This window comes from Manganibacter manganicus (genome assembly GCF_002075885.1).
GTDB lineage: Bacteria > Pseudomonadota > Alphaproteobacteria > Rhizobiales > Rhizobiaceae > Mesorhizobium > Mesorhizobium manganicum.
Map to the genome: position 1 here is coordinate 52,992 of NZ_MDET01000060.1, position 14,055 is coordinate 67,046.

A 14,055-nucleotide genomic window follows, 5' to 3' on the forward strand; every position below is an offset into this window, starting at 1 on the left:
GGAAATCATGACCTTTGGTATTGCTGCGCTGATCTTCGGCTATCTGTTGGGCTCGATTCCCTTCGGCCTTCTTATGACGCGCGCGGCCGGCCTTGGCGATGTCCGCAAGATCGGTTCGGGTAATATCGGCGCCACCAACGTACTCAGAACCGGTAACAAGAAACTTGCCGCCATAACGCTCGTCCTTGATGCGTTGAAAGGCACGGCAGCCGTAGTGCTCGCCCGTCTCTACGGACCTGAATTGGGCCTTTGGGCAGGCTTCGGGGCCTTCTTGGGCCACCTTTTTCCGGTTTGGCTGGGCTTCAAGGGCGGCAAGGGCGTGGCAACTTATCTCGGCGTATTGATCGGGCTCATGTGGCAGGTTGCGCTGATCTTTGCTGTGGTGTGGCTGCTGGTTGCACTTGTGTTCCGTTATTCGTCACTGGCAGCACTCGCCGCCGCCATTATCGTGCCTGTTGCGCTTTGGGTTCAGGCGCCCATTCAACTGGCGGGCCTGTTCGCGACTATGAGTTTGATCCTTTTCATCAAACATCGCGCCAACATTGCGCGGCTGCTGGCAGGAGCGGAAAGTCGAATTGGAGCCAAGGGGTGACGGCGCTGCCGGCCGGTTCATATCTGAGCGACCGGCAACGGTTGAGTTGGCTCCGCCTCATCCGCACGCCGAACGTTGGTCCCGCTTCCTTCAAGGCGCTTATCGATCGATTCGGCTCGGCTGACACGGCACTCGAGATGCTGCCTGAACTCATGATTTCGGGCGGCGCAAATCGGATCGCGCGCATCCCCTCGGTAGCCGAAGCCGAAGCCGAAATGCAAATCGCGGCACGGTTCGGCTCACGATTCGTCTGCATCGGCGAGCCCGGCTATCCGACCTTGCTCGAATCCATGGATCATCCACCGCCACTCCTGGCCATCAAGGGCGACAACACGATCGGCTCCGTCCCTGCCGTGTCTCTCGTAGGTGCCCGCAACGCGTCTCTTGCCGGCATCAAAATGGCTGGCATGTTGGCACGGGAAATCGGTCAAAAGGGATACGTAGTCGTCTCCGGCCTTGCCAGAGGCATCGACACAGCGGCACATCGAGGCAGCCTGACTACAGGAACAGTCGGGGTATTTGCCGGGGGGCTCGACAAGCCTTACCCCCCGGAAAATATAAACTTGTGCGACGAAATTGTCGAAAACGGCGGAGCGCTCATTTCCGAAATGCCATTCGGCTGGCAAGCTCGCGCACAGGATTTCCCTCGCCGCAACCGGCTTGTCGCAGGCATGGCGCTGGGTCTTGTTGTCGTCGAGGCCGCCAAGCGATCCGGTTCTCTCATCAGTGCGCGCCTTGCCGGCGAAATGGGCCGTCTGGTCTTTGCTGTTCCGGGCTCCCCCCTTGATCCACGCGCCGCGGGCGCCAACAGTCTTCTCAAGGACGGCGCCATTCTGGTGACTGAGACAGCCGATGTGATCGACGCACTCGCACCACTGACTATAACGCCGATAGATGCCTTGCCCTTGGAGGAGGAGCCAGCCGACTCGTCACCCGTGCCACCGGCCAGGGACGACGAGCGCACCCGGATCCTGCAGGCACTAGGTCCCGTTCCAATCGGCATCGATGAAATCATTCGCCACACGAATCTGCATCCCGCACAAGTGTCAATGGTCTTGCTGGAACTCGACCTCGCTGGTCGCCTTGAACGCCATACCGGTGGCTGCGTTTCGCTGATCGTCAACTAGCGATTGTGGCTCGCCTCATTCCCGCAAGCGGCGGCCACTCCAATCGCAAAAAAACTCTCAAATTGTTGACTATACTGAGGCTTTGGTGAGCGCACAGGGATTCGAACCCTGGACCTACTGATTAAAAGTCAGTTGCTCTACCGGCTGAGCTATGCGCTCCCGCAGGCACCGAAGCGCCCCGGAATTGCGGCGGAACATAGGGAGCGCGCTCGCACCGGTCAACCAGAAAGTGAGCGCATAAAGAGTGGCTGCGAAGCTCAATTTGCCGATAACCGAGAATGTCCAGTGGCAGGCTGGTTCGGCGTCCGAAAAAATGCGCAAAGACGATTTTGCCTCCCTGTGAAATACAGGAAAATCATGAGCTTGGAATTTGATCCGGAACAAATAAGATTGGAAGGTCGTTTGACATGACAGGGACGTCAACCAACCCAACGAGGAAAATGGTATGAACAGGATCAAAAGGGGGCTGATGGCGACTGTGTTGTCGTTTTCATTCGCGGCAACGGCGGTTCTGCCAGCCGATGCCGCCTCGTTCTACGTGCCGCAGAATCCAACCGCTTCATCTGACATTATCAATGTGGCGGGGCGCGGTGACGGACGCGACTACTACCGAAAGCGGCATCATCACCGGCGCTCACACGTTCGGCGCCATCACAATGGTCATTATTATTGGCGCGGCCATCGCGGCTACCGTCATTACCGTCCCGGCTATCGTCGACACGGCGACTTCTGGTTTCCGCTGGCCGCCTTCGCGGCAGGCGCCATCATCGGCGGTGCCATGAACAATGACCGGCCTGCGGCCCGCTCAGGCAACGCCCATGTTCAATGGTGCTACGATCACTATCGCAGTTATCGCGCTTCGGACGATACCTATCAGCCCTATAACGGGCCGAGACGCCGTTGCCGCTCGCCTTATTGATCACTGATATGTCACCCGCGCCCCAGGGCGCGGGTCTCGCCTACCCCGCATTAGCGGTGGCCTCCACAAGGTCGACCTCCGAATCCATGCAAATACGCCGTATCGAAGCGAGGTCGCAACGATCGGTGATGAACGTATCGACTTGGGAAAGATGACCAATGCGTACCGGTGCGGTGCGCTCGAACTTGGTCCGGTCAGAGACCAGAATGACCTGCCGCGCATTGGCAATGATTGCCTGTGCGACTTTAACCTCGCGAAAATCGAAATCGAGCAACGCACCGTCATGGTCGATGGCTGACGCGCCGATCACCGCATAATCGACCTTGAATTGCCTGATGAAATCGACCGCCGCCTCGCCCACCACACCGCCATCCGATCCACGGACAACGCCGCCGGCAATCACAACTTCGATGGAAGGATACACGCGCATCCTGTTGGCGACATTGATATTATTGGTGATGACCATTAGGCCGGAATGATCCAATAATGCGTTGCTCACCGCTTCAGTAGTCGTGCCGATATTGATGAACAGAGAAGCGTTATCCGGAATGATTCTCGCTGCGGCCTTGCCGATCGCATCCTTCTCATCAGCGGCTATCTTGCGCCGCGCCTCATATTCCATGTTCTCGATGCCGGATGGGAACAGAGCCCCGCCGTGGATTCGCGAAAGCAGGCGCTGCTCGCACAGGTCGTTCAGATCCTTGCGGATCGTCTGGGGAGTGACGTTGAAATGCGCGGCCAATTCATCGACCAATACTCGACCACTATCTTTGGCAAGCTCGATTATTTCGGAGTGGCGAGGCGACAGATACATTGCAGGAACCGCTTTCGTTTCCCGATTCATAGATTGAAACGAAAATCAAGGAAAGGAAGGCGCGATCAGAACGCGCGGAATGTCACGGTCGTAAAAGTGTCCTTGATGCCGGCAATCACCTGGACCTTCTGATTGACAAAATGGCCGATATCTTCGCCATCGTCCACATAGAATTTGGCCAAGAGGTCGTATTGCCCGGCAGTGGAATAAATTTCAGAAGCGATCTCTGCATCGGCCAGTTCGCTGGCGACCTCATAGGCCTTGCCGAGATCACACTTGATCTGCACAAAAAATGCCTTCATCGCCGTACTCCGTCTGGATGTTAGGTGTCTTGTCGCAAACTGCGATATTACTTTCAAGCGGTGTGCTTACAGCGCAGCGATGTCCCCGCGTGCCCAGTTTTCGGAGATACCGGCAGCGCGCGTGGTGAATTCGCCCTTCTCGATCGAGTCGCGAATGTCCTGCATCAGACTTTGATAGTAGGCCAGATTATTCCAGGTCAGAAGCATGGCGCCGAGCGCTTCCTGCGAGCGCACGAGATGGTGCAGATAGGCCCTTGAATAATCTCGCGCGGCCGGGCAATCGCTCTGTTCATCAAGCGGGCGCGGATCATCGGCGTGACGGGCGTTGCGCAGATTGACCTTCCCACGCCGCGTATAGGCGAGGCCGTGGCGGCCTGCCCTCGTCGGCATGACACAGTCGAACATGTCGATACCGCGCGCCACCGATTTCAGAATGTCATCCGGCGTGCCGACTCCCATCAGGTAGCGTGGCTTGTTTGCCGGTAATTCCGGACAGGTGATTTCCAGCATTTCGAGCATCACCGCCTGCGGCTCGCCAACGGCCAACCCGCCGACCGCGTAGCCTTTAAGGTCCATCGCGGAAAGCGCCTGCGCGGACTTCACGCGAAGATCAGCCACATCGCCACCCTGCACGATGCCGAATATGGCCTTGCCGGGCTGCACGCCGAAGGCTGCCTTGCAGCGCTCCGCCCAACGCAGCGACAATTCCATTGCCCGCTCGACCTCTTTGTGCGGCGCAGGCAGCGCCGTGCACTCATCGAGCTGCATCTGTATATCGGAATCCAACAAGCCTTGAATTTCGATCGAACGCTCCGGTGTCATCTCATAAGCCGCACCATCGATATGCGAACGAAAAGTGACGCCATGTTCTGTAAGCTTACGCAGCTTCGACAGGGACATCACCTGGAACCCGCCGGAATCGGTCAGGATCGGATAAGGCCAGCGGGCAAACTCATGCAGGCCGCCAAGACGCGCCATTCGCTCCGCACCGGGCCGCAGCATCAGATGGTAGGTGTTACCGAGAATAATGTCGGCTCCGAGCGCCCTGACCTGATCGAGATACATCGCCTTGACAGTACCGCCCGTGCCAACAGGCATGAAGGCAGGCGTCCTGATCGTACCGCGCGGCATGGCAATCTCACCACGGCGGGCAATACCATCGGTGGCAATGAGGTGGAAAGCAAACTCGGAATTCATCGGTCTGCCCTGAACAGCAAGCTGGCATCGCCATAGGAATAAAACCGGTATCCGGTGTCGACGGCATGGGCGTAGGCGGCACGCATCGTGTCCAATCCGGAAAGAGCCGAAACCAGCATGAACAACGTCGAGCGCGGCAGATGAAAATTCGTCATCAGGGCATCCACCAGCCGGAAGCGATAGCCAGGCGTGATGAAAATATCAGTCGAGCCAGACCAGGCTGCTATGGTGCCGTCGGGTTGCACGGCGCTCTCCAGAAGCCGCAACGATGTCGTACCGACGGCAACGATGCGCCCGCCGCGCGCCTTGGCGGCGTTCAGCGCATCGGCGACGCTCTGCGGCACGAAACCCGTCTCGGCATGCATCTTGTGGTTCGCTGTATCGTCAGCCTTGACCGGCAGAAACGTACCGGCGCCGACATGCAACGTCACGAAATGCCGTTCTATGCCCTTCGCGTCGAGCGCGGCAAAAAGCTCCGGCGTAAAATGCAGACCAGCAGTGGGTGCCGCCACCGCTCCCTCCTCACGAGCATAGATGGTCTGGTAGTCAGTTCGATCGCGCTCGTCCTCGTCGCGTTTCGAAGCAATGTAGGGTGGCAAAGGAATATGGCCGACCGCATGCAGCGCCTCATCCAGAAACGGTCCGGAAAGATCAAACTCCAGCAGGACCTCGCCGCCCTCTCCTTTCTCGATCACTTTTGCATCGAGTTGACCCAAAAAGCAGGAATTCCCGTCATGGCCGAAATGGATATGGTCGCCGGCAGCGATACGCTTTCCCGGCCGCATGAACGCGTGCCAACGGTCCGGACCAACACGCATATGCAGTGTCGCCTCGACTTGCGCAGAGGCATCGCCGCGCCGCCTGGTGCCATTTAATTGAGCCGGGATGACCTTCGTGTCGTTGAAAACCAGGACGTCGCCGGCCTCAAGCAGCGAGGGGAGATCCCGGACTATGCGATCCTCACTAGCCTTTTCCGGTCGCACGACAAGAAGCCGCGCGCTGTCGCGCGGTTCCGCCGGACGAAGGGCAATACGGTTTTCAGGTAACTCGAAATCGAATAAATCGACACGCATCAGAGAAAGCGGACCATGACCGCGCCGAGAATGAGAAGACAGGCGCCGACAATCCGCCCTATCGAGATTTCATGTACGGCCACACCGAGGAAGCCGAACCGATCTATCGCGATACCCGCCAAGAGCTGACCGGTGATGAGAAACGCCATCAGCGCGGCAGCGCCCAGGCGCGGGATCAACAGAATCGTGCTCGTCACATAGACCGCCCCCAGACAGCCGCCCACCACGAAAAGCCAGGGCTCGGGACCACGCCAGGAAATCGAGGCGCCTTGCGCGCGGGTGAATAGAACGGTCAGCAGGGCCAGGACAACCGCGCCCGACAGGAAGGAAATTGCCGCCGCGGCGATGGTAGAGCCAAGCCCACGGGCAAGGTCAGCATTGATCGGCGCCTGAAGGGCGACGAACGCACCGGCCAGAACGCCCAGCAACGGCCAAAGCAGCCCAGCCATCGACATCAGACCCTGGCAGCTTATGCGGCGACGTCGGCGGCAACCTTCACAGACACGATCTTGTCGGGATCCTGCACCGGTTCGCCGCGCTTGATCTTGTCAACGTTTTCCATGCCTTCGATGACCTGTCCCCAAACTGTGTACTGGCGGTTCAGGAAAGCCGCATCGTCGAAGCAGATGAAGAACTGGGAATTGGCGGAATTCGGGCTTTGCGCCCGTGCCATTGAGCAGGTGCCGCGCCCATGATTGGCGTTAGAGAATTCGGCCTTCAAATCCGGCTTGTCCGAGCCGCCCATGCCAGCACGCGACGGAGCAAAGCTGGGTTTGCTCGAATTGCCGAACTTCACGTCACCGGTCTGCGCCATAAAGCCATCAATGACGCGATGGAAAACCACTCCGTCATAGGCGCCTTCGCGCGCCAGTTCCTTGATGCGGGCGACATGGCCGGGGGCCAGGTCCGGCAGCATCTCGATGACGACGTTGCCCTGCGTCGTTTCCATAATCAGCGCGTTTTCGCGATCCTTGATCTCAGCCATCTAATCGTTCCTTTCGATAGGTTATTTCTTATCCGCGGCAATGCGGACCTTGATCATGCGATCAGGATCGGTGACAGCGCCGTTCTGGGCCTGGTCGCCCTTCTTGATATTGTCCACCAACTCCATGCCGCCCACCACCTCGCCGATAATCGTATATTGGCCATCAAGGGGAGCGGCCGGTGCGAACATGATGAAGAACTGGGAATTGGCGGAATTCGGATCTTGCGCCCGTGCCATGCCGACAACGCCACGCACGAAGTGCTCGTTGGAAAATTCAGCAGGTAGGTCTGGCAAGTCCGAGCCACCGGTACCAACCCGATCGGCATTATAGTCTTTCTCCATATTACCGAATTTCACATCACCGGTCTGCGCCATAAAACCATCGATAACGCGGTGGAAAGCGACATTGTCGTAGGCGCCATCGCGCACGAGCTTCTTGACCTGCGCGACATTGCGAGGCGCAATATCGGGCCTCAGCGCAATGGTAACGTCACCGTCCTTCAAGGTGATAATCATGGTGTTTTCCGGGTCGGCAGCCAGTGCTGGAGCGGCCGCAAGGAAAAAGCCGGCCAGAATGGCAAAAACGGCAGCGAACGTCTTGAGCTGCATCGCTTAATCTCCAGATCCTATTTGGTGAATTTGGCTTCGAGCGCAGTTGCAACAGCATCTGGCACGAAGGGACGTATATTACCACCCATGGACGCAATCTGCCTGACCAGCGTGGCGGTAATGGTTCGAACGGATGGGCTTGCCGGCAAAAACACGGTCTGAAATTCAGGCGCCATTGTCTCGTTCATGCCGGCCATTTGCATCTCATAGTCGAGATCGGTGCCGTCGCGCAGGCCCCGGATAATGATCGATGCCCCATGATCTTTCGCGGCTCCGATCACGAGACCGTCGAACGCCACGACCTTGATGCGGCTCGATTCCGAGCCAGGCTCCTGTTTGACGGCCGCTTCGATCAGTTCAACCCGCTCTTCAAAGGCGAAAAGCGGCTTCTTGCCGGGATGCACACCAACCGCAACGTAAACCACATCGGCAACGGTCAGTGATGCCTTGAGGACATCGAGATGACCATTGGTCAACGGGTCAAAGGAGCCTGCGTAAAGCGCAACGCGTTCTGTCATGGATGCTGCTTCTATCGATGCCCAGCCTCAAACGCAAATCGGATGAATGCACAATGAACGCCGATCTCAGCGGCGGTTCAAGCGAACTCATCATGATGTGAGGTACGACGTATGAAACCAAATGCCGCCTGATCCGTTGTCACGTCAGGAGATATGCACATGATCTACATACTCGCCATTGCCATGACCGTCGCCATGCTGATCGCCACTCTGTTTGGCCTGCACCAAGAGGCCGAGCGCGTGCGCGCCAGAAACAACAGCAGGCGTTATGATGGATTCGGCATCAACCCCTCTCGCCGCCAATTCTGATTGTCGGACAGCTACGCGAACGATGTCGGCTCCCCAAGCCGGCATTTGCAAAAGCAACCCTATTCGCTTTCATCGCCGGCAGTGTTGCCAACGTCGCTCTCTGATACGTCTGCACTCTCACCGTTTTCCTCATCACCTTGAGGGTCCGAAATTCGTTCGACTGAAACCACCTTTTCACCGGCGGCCGTATTGAAAATGGTGACACCCTTTGTCGCCCTGCTGGCGAAACGGATCCCTTTCACAGGCACGCGGATCACCGTTCCGCCATTCGACACCAGCATGATCTGGTCGTCATTGCCGATCGGGAAAGTGGCCACCAATCGCCCGATCTCGTCAACCTTGGAAACGTCGGTGGCGCGGATGCCCTTGCCGCCGCGCCCGGTCAATCTGAAATCATAGGACGAAGAGCGTTTTCCATAGCCGAATTCAGTGACGGTCAGCACAAATTGTTCATGCGCTTTGAGCAATTCGTAGCGTTCGTCGGAAAGCTCTGCCTCCTCACCGATATCCTCATTGGTCAGCGCGATCTCCTCATCGTCACCGTTGCCCAATAACAAGCGACGCTCAGCGGCCGACCGCTTGAGATAGGAGGCGCGTTCCGCCGGCGACGCATCAACGTGGTGCAGAATGGACATTGAAATGGCACGGTCTCCTTCCCCCATCGAAATGCCGCGCACGCCGACCGAATTACGGCCGGCGAAGACCCGCACATCCGAAACCGGGAAGCGAATGCATTGTCCCGACGCAACGGTAAGAAGCACGTCATCATTTTCCGTGCAGGTTTCAACGCCGAGGATTTCATCGCTCTCCTCCAGCTTCATGGCGATCTTGCCGTTGCGGTTGACTTGCACGAAGTCCGAAAGCTTATTGCGCCGCACGGTACCGCGCGTGGTGGCGAACATCACGTCGAGTTCGCTCCAACTCGTTTCATCCTCCGGCAGAGGCATGATGGTTGTAATCCGCTCTCCCTGTTCCAGAGGCAGCATGTTGATCAGCGCCTTGCCGCGCGATTGCGGCGACCCGACGGGCAGGCGCCACACCTTCTCCTTGTAAACAATGCCTCGCGACGAAAAGAACAGAATCGGCGTGTGCGTGTTGGCCACGAACAAGCGGGTGACAAAATCCTCGTCCTTGGTGGACATGCCGGAACGGCCTTTGCCGCCGCGACGCTGCGCCCTGTAGAGGGAAAGTGGCACACGCTTGATATAACCGGTGTGACTGACCGTAACGACCATATCCTCGCGCTGAATGAGGTCCTCGTCTTCCATATCGGCCGCGCCTTCGGCCAATTCGGTGCGCCGAGGCGTACCGAATTCGTCGCGTACGGCGGACAGTTCATCCTTGACGATCTGTTGAATACGCGCACGAGAGGACAGAATGTCGAGATAGTCCGAAATCTCCGCGCCAATCTTATTGAGTTCGTCGGCGATCTCATCGCGGCCAAGCGCCGTAAGCCGCTGAAGGCGCAATTCAAGGATCGCACGCGCCTGCTCTTCCGAGAGATTATAGGTTCCGTCGTCATTGATCCGGTGGCGCGGATCGTCGATCAGTCGAATCAACGCCTCGACGTCCGAAGCCGGCCAACGTCGCGTCATCAACTGCTCGCGCGCGGTCTGCGGGTCCGGTGCGGTGCGAATCAGCTTGATGACCTCATCGATATTGGCCACGGCAATAGCGAGCCCAACCAGCACATGAGCGCGGTCACGTACCTTGCGCAGCAGATATTTGGTGCGGCGGCTGACGACCTCCTCACGAAAAGACACGAATGCCTTCATCATGTCGGTCAGAGTCAGCAATTCGGGCTTGCCACCGTTCAGTGCCACCATATTGGCGCCGAACGAGGTCTGTAGCGGCGTGAAACGATAAAGCTGATTGAGGATGACTTCGGCGTTGGCGCCCTTCTTCAATTCGACGACGACCCGATAACCCTGCCGATCGCTCTCGTCGCGAATATCAGAAATTCCTTCGATGCGCTTGTCGCGCACCAGTTCGGCCATCTTCTCGATCATCGTGGCCTTGTTCACCTGATAGGGAACTTCGGTGACGACGATGGCCTCGCGGTCGCCGCGCGTCTCCTCCACATGCACCTTGCCGCGCATGATGATGGAGCCGCGCCCCGTCGAATAGGCGTTATGGATGCCGGTGCGGCCAAGCACGATGCCGCCGGTAGGAAAATCCGGCCCCGGCACGATCTCCATCAGGTCGGCAAGGTCGATCGCCGGATTATCGATGACGGCAATAGCGCCATTGCACACTTCGCCAAGATTGTGCGGCGGGATATTTGTGGCCATGCCCACCGCGATGCCGCCCGAACCGTTGACCAGAAGATTCGGAAAGCGGGCCGGCAGCACACGAGGCTCACTATCGGAGCCGTCGTAATTGTCCTGGAAATCGACGGTATCCTTGTCGATATCCTCCAGCAGTTCATGCGCAACCTTGATGAGCCGCGCTTCGGTGTAACGCATCGCAGCAGGCGGGTCACCGTCGATCGACCCGTAATTACCCTGCCCGTCGATGAGCGGCACCCGCATCGACCAGTCCTGTGCCATACGCACCAGGGCATCGTAGATCGATGCATCGCCATGCGGATGGTATTTACCCATCACGTCGGATACCGGCCGCGCCGATTTCACATATTTGCGGTTCCAGTGATAGCCGCTCTCATGCGAAGCATAGAGGATGCGTCGGTGCACCGGCTTCAGTCCGTCGCGTACGTCCGGCAACGCGCGCGAAACGATCACGCTCATGGCGTAATCTAGATAGCTTCGCTGCATTTCCTCGATGATGGAAATCGGCTCGATGCCGGTCGGCCCGCCATCGGCGCCGGGCGGTGTTTTCTGGTCAGTCAAAACGGATCACACAGGGTTGGGAATCACTGTCCTCTTATATAGGAAGCCTAGGCAATTCTCCAATTCCGAGCCCATTTCAATGGCATTTTGCGCTCTTTTTCCAGCACTCGTTTTCGACGCCATTCCAATGAGATAGACGCGCGCATCAAAAGGCGGTGGCGAGATCGCCGCTTCAGGTGCAGTCAGCGAATTGCAACTCACTTCAATTTACGTGCGGGCGCCGCTCCTCACAGCCCAATCCGTCAGACCGTTTCCCTGAAGCGGGGTTTGCTCTATCAATGAGCCCAGCGACAAGACGGAGGGATGAAGATGCCGAATTTCGACAGCATCTTCAATGCATTCGTGACGATCCTCGTCACCATCGATCCACCGGGTCTTGCGGCGATCTTCCTGGCGGTCACGCGTGGCTTGAACCAGCAGCAGCGCCGCTAGGTGTCGGTACGCGCCAGCGTGATCGGGTTTTTCGTTATCGCGCTGTTCGCCGTGGCCGGCGCTTCCATCCTGGCCGTGTTCGGCATCACGCTGGCCGCCTTCCGGGTAGCCGGTGGCTTTCTGTTGTTTTTTATCGCTTTCGAAATGGTTTTCGAGAAGCGGCAGGACAGGAAGGAAAAGATTTCCGATGTCGCCGTAACCCGAGACCACATCCACGATATCGCAGCCTTCCCACTAGCAATTCCGTTGATCGCCGGGCCAGGCGCCATTTCAGCCACGGTGCTGTTGTCGGGTACATTCCAGAACGTAGGCGCGCGTATAACACTCGTCGGTATCATCTTCGCCTGCCTCGTGATTACCTATCTGGTATTCCTCCTATCGGAACATATCGACCGTCTTCTCGGTCAAACCGGCCGCTCGATCCTGACCCGTCTGCTCGGTGTGATCCTCGCCGCACTTGCCGTGCAATTCGTCGCCGACGGGATCAGGGCACTGGTTATCGGCTAAAGCATACGAGACTTACGCCGTCATTGTATCGACGACCTCGAAGTCATGGGTGATGGTTGCCGTCTTGGCCATCATTGCAGAGGCCGAGCAGTATTTATCGATCGAAAGGTCGATGGCCCGCTTCACCTTGTCATGGGAGAGCGCTCTTCCCTTCACAATGAAATGCATGTGAATGCGCGTGAACACCTTCGGTTCGGTCTCCGCGCGGTCTGCATCAAGCTCCACCGCGCAATCCTCGACCGCCTCGCGCCCTTTTTCCAGAATATGAACGACATCGTAGGCCGAGCATCCTCCTGTGCCGATCAGGACCAGTTCCATCGGGCTTGGACCAGGTGTATGGCCTTCCGGGCCGGAAGCCGTACCCAGCACCAACTTATGCCCACTGCCGGACTCGCCGACAAAGGTCCGCTCTTCAACCCATTTGACCCGCGCTTTCACAAAAATCGTCCCCGTACCAATCCAGCCTATCGCCGCCGGTATCAATGTCAGAATGGAATTTCGTCATCGAGATCGCGCGATGAGCCACCGCCACCACCGCGATTGCCACCACCGCGATTGAAACTGTCGTTCGGGCTGGATTGTCCGAAATCGGAGCCGCTGCGACCGCCGCCCGAATACCCCACCTGTCCGCCTTCGCCACTCTGACCGCGTGCATCGAGCATCTGCAATTCGCCACGGAATTTCTGCAACACCACTTCGGTCGTATAGCGATCCTGGCCATTCTGGTCCTGCCATTTCCGGGTCTGCAACTGACCCTCGACATAGACCTTCATGCCCTTCTTCAAATACTGTTCGGCAACCTTGGCCAGATTGTCGTTGAAAATCACGACATTGTGCCATTCGGTCTTTTCCTTGCGTTCGCCGGAATTCTTGTCGCGCCAGCTTTCCGAGGTCGCGATCCGGATGTTGACGACCGGGTCGCCCGAATTCAGCCGCCTGATTTCTGGATCCGCGCCGAGATTGCCAACCAAAATGACCTTGTTGACGCTACCCGCCATGACTTGTCTCCACGCTCGTCCGAAACCGATTTTTCAGCCTTACCTTACAGGCTGTCCCCGGCCTTCGCTGCCCCCGGCATTGTTTTTCCCCATAAGGTTTTTGTTCTCTTTATGTTCTACACGCCATTCATGATCTCGTCAACAGCTCCGTCGATGACCCACGATTGGCTGGACAATTGCCCGCTTGGCGATAGGTTGCTGGCATGATCTGGCTGTGCCGCTTCCCTCTCGCCCTTTGTGGTCCGTTGGCGCTACTGGCGATCGCGCCGGCTTTTGCAGGCGATGCCGCAAACCCCTCTGCCAAAAGCATTCTGCCCGGCGTCGAAGGCGACTATCGTATCGTCAGGCCGGTCGAAGCCGAACAAGCGGACACGAACGCAAGCCACTTCAAGATCGGCAACGTCGATGTCCGTGTATCCGGCAGCATTACCATTGATGTCGGTGTCGGTTCGACCAAGACACCAAAGCACTGAGCGCTTTTTCCATTCTCGCAAACATCTGCAGACAAAAGCCCCGCCGCAGCTTCCGCTCGCGGTCGGGGCTTTGTGGGGTCCAACCCATCATGCCGGGAACAGACTGCCGGCTTTCGTTTCGGATGCAACGCGGCTTTCAACCGACGATCCGACTACAAGTTTCTGATTGTGGGTGAAACGGCAAGCCTCTGAATACGGCTCGCATCAAGCTCTCACCGGATTAGAGCACCTGCCGCGGCTCTACCAAGGGATAGAGCCTGTTGGGACTGTCAGGTGGAGTCATACCTCGCTCCTTCCGTTCATTGCGCTTGGTGTCAGGGGGGCATTTATTCGCCGGTCTGCGGCGCCTCG

Annotated in this window: 16 protein-coding genes, 1 tRNA gene and 1 pseudogene; 6 read left to right on the top strand and 12 right to left on the bottom strand. The window is 57.8% G+C overall.

From position 1 onward, the window contains the following. Window positions 1–7 precede the first annotated feature (7 nt). Together plsY and dprA are read left to right on the top strand one after the other, a co-directional pair. On the top strand, window positions 8–592 hold the full coding sequence (plsY, locus tag BFN67_RS23230; RefSeq protein ID WP_080921835.1) for a glycerol-3-phosphate 1-O-acyltransferase PlsY: 585 nt from the start codon (window positions 8–10) through the stop codon (window positions 590–592). Continuing rightward, window positions 589–1,719, top strand: a complete 1,131-nt coding sequence (gene dprA / locus BFN67_RS23235; RefSeq protein WP_080921836.1) for a DNA-processing protein DprA — start codon at window positions 589–591, stop codon at window positions 1,717–1,719. Before plsY ends, dprA begins: the two co-directional genes overlap by 4 nt. 83 nt (window positions 1,720–1,802) lie before the next feature. Here dprA and BFN67_RS23240 read toward each other — a convergent pair. Further along, window positions 1,803–1,878 (bottom strand) — tRNA-Lys (locus tag BFN67_RS23240). A gap of 286 nt (window positions 1,879–2,164) precedes the next feature. Here BFN67_RS23240 and BFN67_RS23245 point away from each other — a divergent pair. Then, window positions 2,165–2,638 carry a BA14K family protein gene (locus BFN67_RS23245; RefSeq protein WP_080921837.1) on the top strand — a complete coding sequence of 158 codons (474 nt, stop codon included), beginning with the start codon at window positions 2,165–2,167 and terminating at the stop codon, window positions 2,636–2,638. Window positions 2,639–2,678: 40 nt separating this feature from the next. On the opposite strand, the gene BFN67_RS23250 is transcribed toward BFN67_RS23245, so the two are convergent. The 8 genes from BFN67_RS23250 to coaD form a co-directional block, all read right to left on the bottom strand. Next, window positions 2,679–3,452, bottom strand: a complete 774-nt coding sequence (locus BFN67_RS23250) for a DeoR/GlpR family DNA-binding transcription regulator (RefSeq protein ID WP_080921838.1) — start codon at window positions 3,450–3,452, stop codon at window positions 2,679–2,681. A gap of 65 nt (window positions 3,453–3,517) precedes the next feature. Next, entirely contained in the window at window positions 3,518–3,754 is a 237-nt protein-coding gene (locus tag BFN67_RS23255; RefSeq protein WP_080921839.1) for an Lrp/AsnC ligand binding domain-containing protein, read from the bottom strand. Window positions 3,755–3,820: 66 nt separating this feature from the next. After that, entirely contained in the window at window positions 3,821–4,951 is a 1,131-nt protein-coding gene (gene tgt, locus BFN67_RS23260; RefSeq protein ID WP_080921840.1) for a tRNA guanosine(34) transglycosylase Tgt, read from the bottom strand. Beyond that, window positions 4,948–6,024 (bottom strand): tRNA preQ1(34) S-adenosylmethionine ribosyltransferase-isomerase QueA, encoded by a 1,077-nt coding sequence (gene queA / locus BFN67_RS23265; protein WP_080921841.1) that lies wholly within the window; start codon window positions 6,022–6,024, stop codon window positions 4,948–4,950. The genes tgt and queA overlap by 4 nt, the downstream gene beginning before the upstream one ends. Beyond that, window positions 6,024–6,473 (bottom strand): DMT family transporter, encoded by a 450-nt coding sequence (locus BFN67_RS23270; protein WP_080921935.1) that lies wholly within the window; start codon window positions 6,471–6,473, stop codon window positions 6,024–6,026. The genes queA and BFN67_RS23270 overlap by 1 nt, the downstream gene beginning before the upstream one ends. 20 nt (window positions 6,474–6,493) lie before the next feature. After that, a complete protein-coding gene (locus BFN67_RS23275) occupies window positions 6,494–7,009 on the bottom strand; it encodes a peptidylprolyl isomerase (RefSeq protein WP_080921842.1) in 516 nt (171 codons plus the stop codon). A 21-nt stretch (window positions 7,010–7,030) separates the two neighbouring features. Then, window positions 7,031–7,525 carry a peptidylprolyl isomerase gene (locus BFN67_RS23280; protein ID WP_245295393.1) on the bottom strand — a complete coding sequence of 165 codons (495 nt, stop codon included), beginning with the start codon at window positions 7,523–7,525 and terminating at the stop codon, window positions 7,031–7,033. Between the two features lie 110 nt (window positions 7,526–7,635). Continuing rightward, a complete protein-coding gene (gene coaD / locus BFN67_RS23285; protein ID WP_080921844.1) occupies window positions 7,636–8,136 on the bottom strand; it encodes a pantetheine-phosphate adenylyltransferase in 501 nt (166 codons plus the stop codon). A gap of 159 nt (window positions 8,137–8,295) precedes the next feature. Here coaD and BFN67_RS24605 point away from each other — a divergent pair, with 159 nt between their 5' ends. Beyond that, entirely contained in the window at window positions 8,296–8,445 is a 150-nt protein-coding gene (locus tag BFN67_RS24605; protein ID WP_192856913.1) for a hypothetical protein, read from the top strand. 59 nt (window positions 8,446–8,504) lie between these two features. On the opposite strand, the gene gyrA is transcribed toward BFN67_RS24605, so the two are convergent. Beyond that, window positions 8,505–11,294 carry a DNA gyrase subunit A gene (gene gyrA / locus BFN67_RS23290; RefSeq protein ID WP_080921845.1) on the bottom strand — a complete coding sequence of 930 codons (2,790 nt, stop codon included), beginning with the start codon at window positions 11,292–11,294 and terminating at the stop codon, window positions 8,505–8,507. A gap of 309 nt (window positions 11,295–11,603) precedes the next feature. Between gyrA and BFN67_RS23295 the strand changes: the two are divergent. Beyond that, window positions 11,604–12,233, top strand: a pseudogene (locus BFN67_RS23295) (MarC family protein). A 12-nt stretch (window positions 12,234–12,245) separates the two neighbouring features. Here BFN67_RS23295 and BFN67_RS23300 read toward each other — a convergent pair. Together BFN67_RS23300 and BFN67_RS23305 are read right to left on the bottom strand one after the other, a co-directional pair. Beyond that, window positions 12,246–12,671, bottom strand: a complete 426-nt coding sequence (locus BFN67_RS23300) for an OsmC family protein (protein WP_080921936.1) — start codon at window positions 12,669–12,671, stop codon at window positions 12,246–12,248. A gap of 47 nt (window positions 12,672–12,718) precedes the next feature. Beyond that, a complete protein-coding gene (locus BFN67_RS23305; RefSeq protein WP_080921846.1) occupies window positions 12,719–13,231 on the bottom strand; it encodes a single-stranded DNA-binding protein in 513 nt (170 codons plus the stop codon). Window positions 13,232–13,434: 203 nt separating this feature from the next. Here BFN67_RS23305 and BFN67_RS23310 point away from each other — a divergent pair, with 203 nt between their 5' ends. Beyond that, window positions 13,435–13,704, top strand: a complete 270-nt coding sequence (locus BFN67_RS23310; RefSeq protein WP_080921847.1) for a hypothetical protein — start codon at window positions 13,435–13,437, stop codon at window positions 13,702–13,704. The last annotated feature ends 351 nt before the right edge of the window (window positions 13,705–14,055 follow it).

Bases quoted from the DNA above. Each gene is read 5' to 3' on its own strand.
- plsY (WP_080921835.1), top strand. From the start codon at position 8: ATGACCTTTGGTATTGCTGCGCTGATCTTCGGCTATCTGTTGGGCTCG.
- BFN67_RS23280 (WP_245295393.1), bottom strand. From the start codon at position 7,525: ATGATTATCACCTTGAAGGACGGTGACGTTACCATTGCGCTGAGGCCC.
- BFN67_RS23255 (WP_080921839.1), bottom strand. From the start codon at position 3,754: ATGAAGGCATTTTTTGTGCAGATCAAGTGTGATCTCGGCAAGGCCTAT.
- BFN67_RS23245 (WP_080921837.1), top strand. From the start codon at position 2,165: ATGAACAGGATCAAAAGGGGGCTGATGGCGACTGTGTTGTCGTTTTCA.
- tgt (WP_080921840.1), bottom strand. From the start codon at position 4,951: ATGAATTCCGAGTTTGCTTTCCACCTCATTGCCACCGATGGTATTGCC.
- BFN67_RS23275 (WP_080921842.1), bottom strand. From the start codon at position 7,009: ATGGCTGAGATCAAGGATCGCGAAAACGCGCTGATTATGGAAACGACG.
- coaD (WP_080921844.1), bottom strand. From the start codon at position 8,136: ATGACAGAACGCGTTGCGCTTTACGCAGGCTCCTTTGACCCGTTGACC.
- BFN67_RS23305 (WP_080921846.1), bottom strand. From the start codon at position 13,231: ATGGCGGGTAGCGTCAACAAGGTCATTTTGGTTGGCAATCTCGGCGCG.
- queA (WP_080921841.1), bottom strand. From the start codon at position 6,024: ATGCGTGTCGATTTATTCGATTTCGAGTTACCTGAAAACCGTATTGCC.
- BFN67_RS23270 (WP_080921935.1), bottom strand. From the start codon at position 6,473: ATGGCTGGGCTGCTTTGGCCGTTGCTGGGCGTTCTGGCCGGTGCGTTC.
- BFN67_RS24605 (WP_192856913.1), top strand. From the start codon at position 8,296: ATGATCTACATACTCGCCATTGCCATGACCGTCGCCATGCTGATCGCC.
- BFN67_RS23310 (WP_080921847.1), top strand. From the start codon at position 13,435: ATGATCTGGCTGTGCCGCTTCCCTCTCGCCCTTTGTGGTCCGTTGGCG.
- BFN67_RS23250 (WP_080921838.1), bottom strand. From the start codon at position 3,452: ATGTATCTGTCGCCTCGCCACTCCGAAATAATCGAGCTTGCCAAAGAT.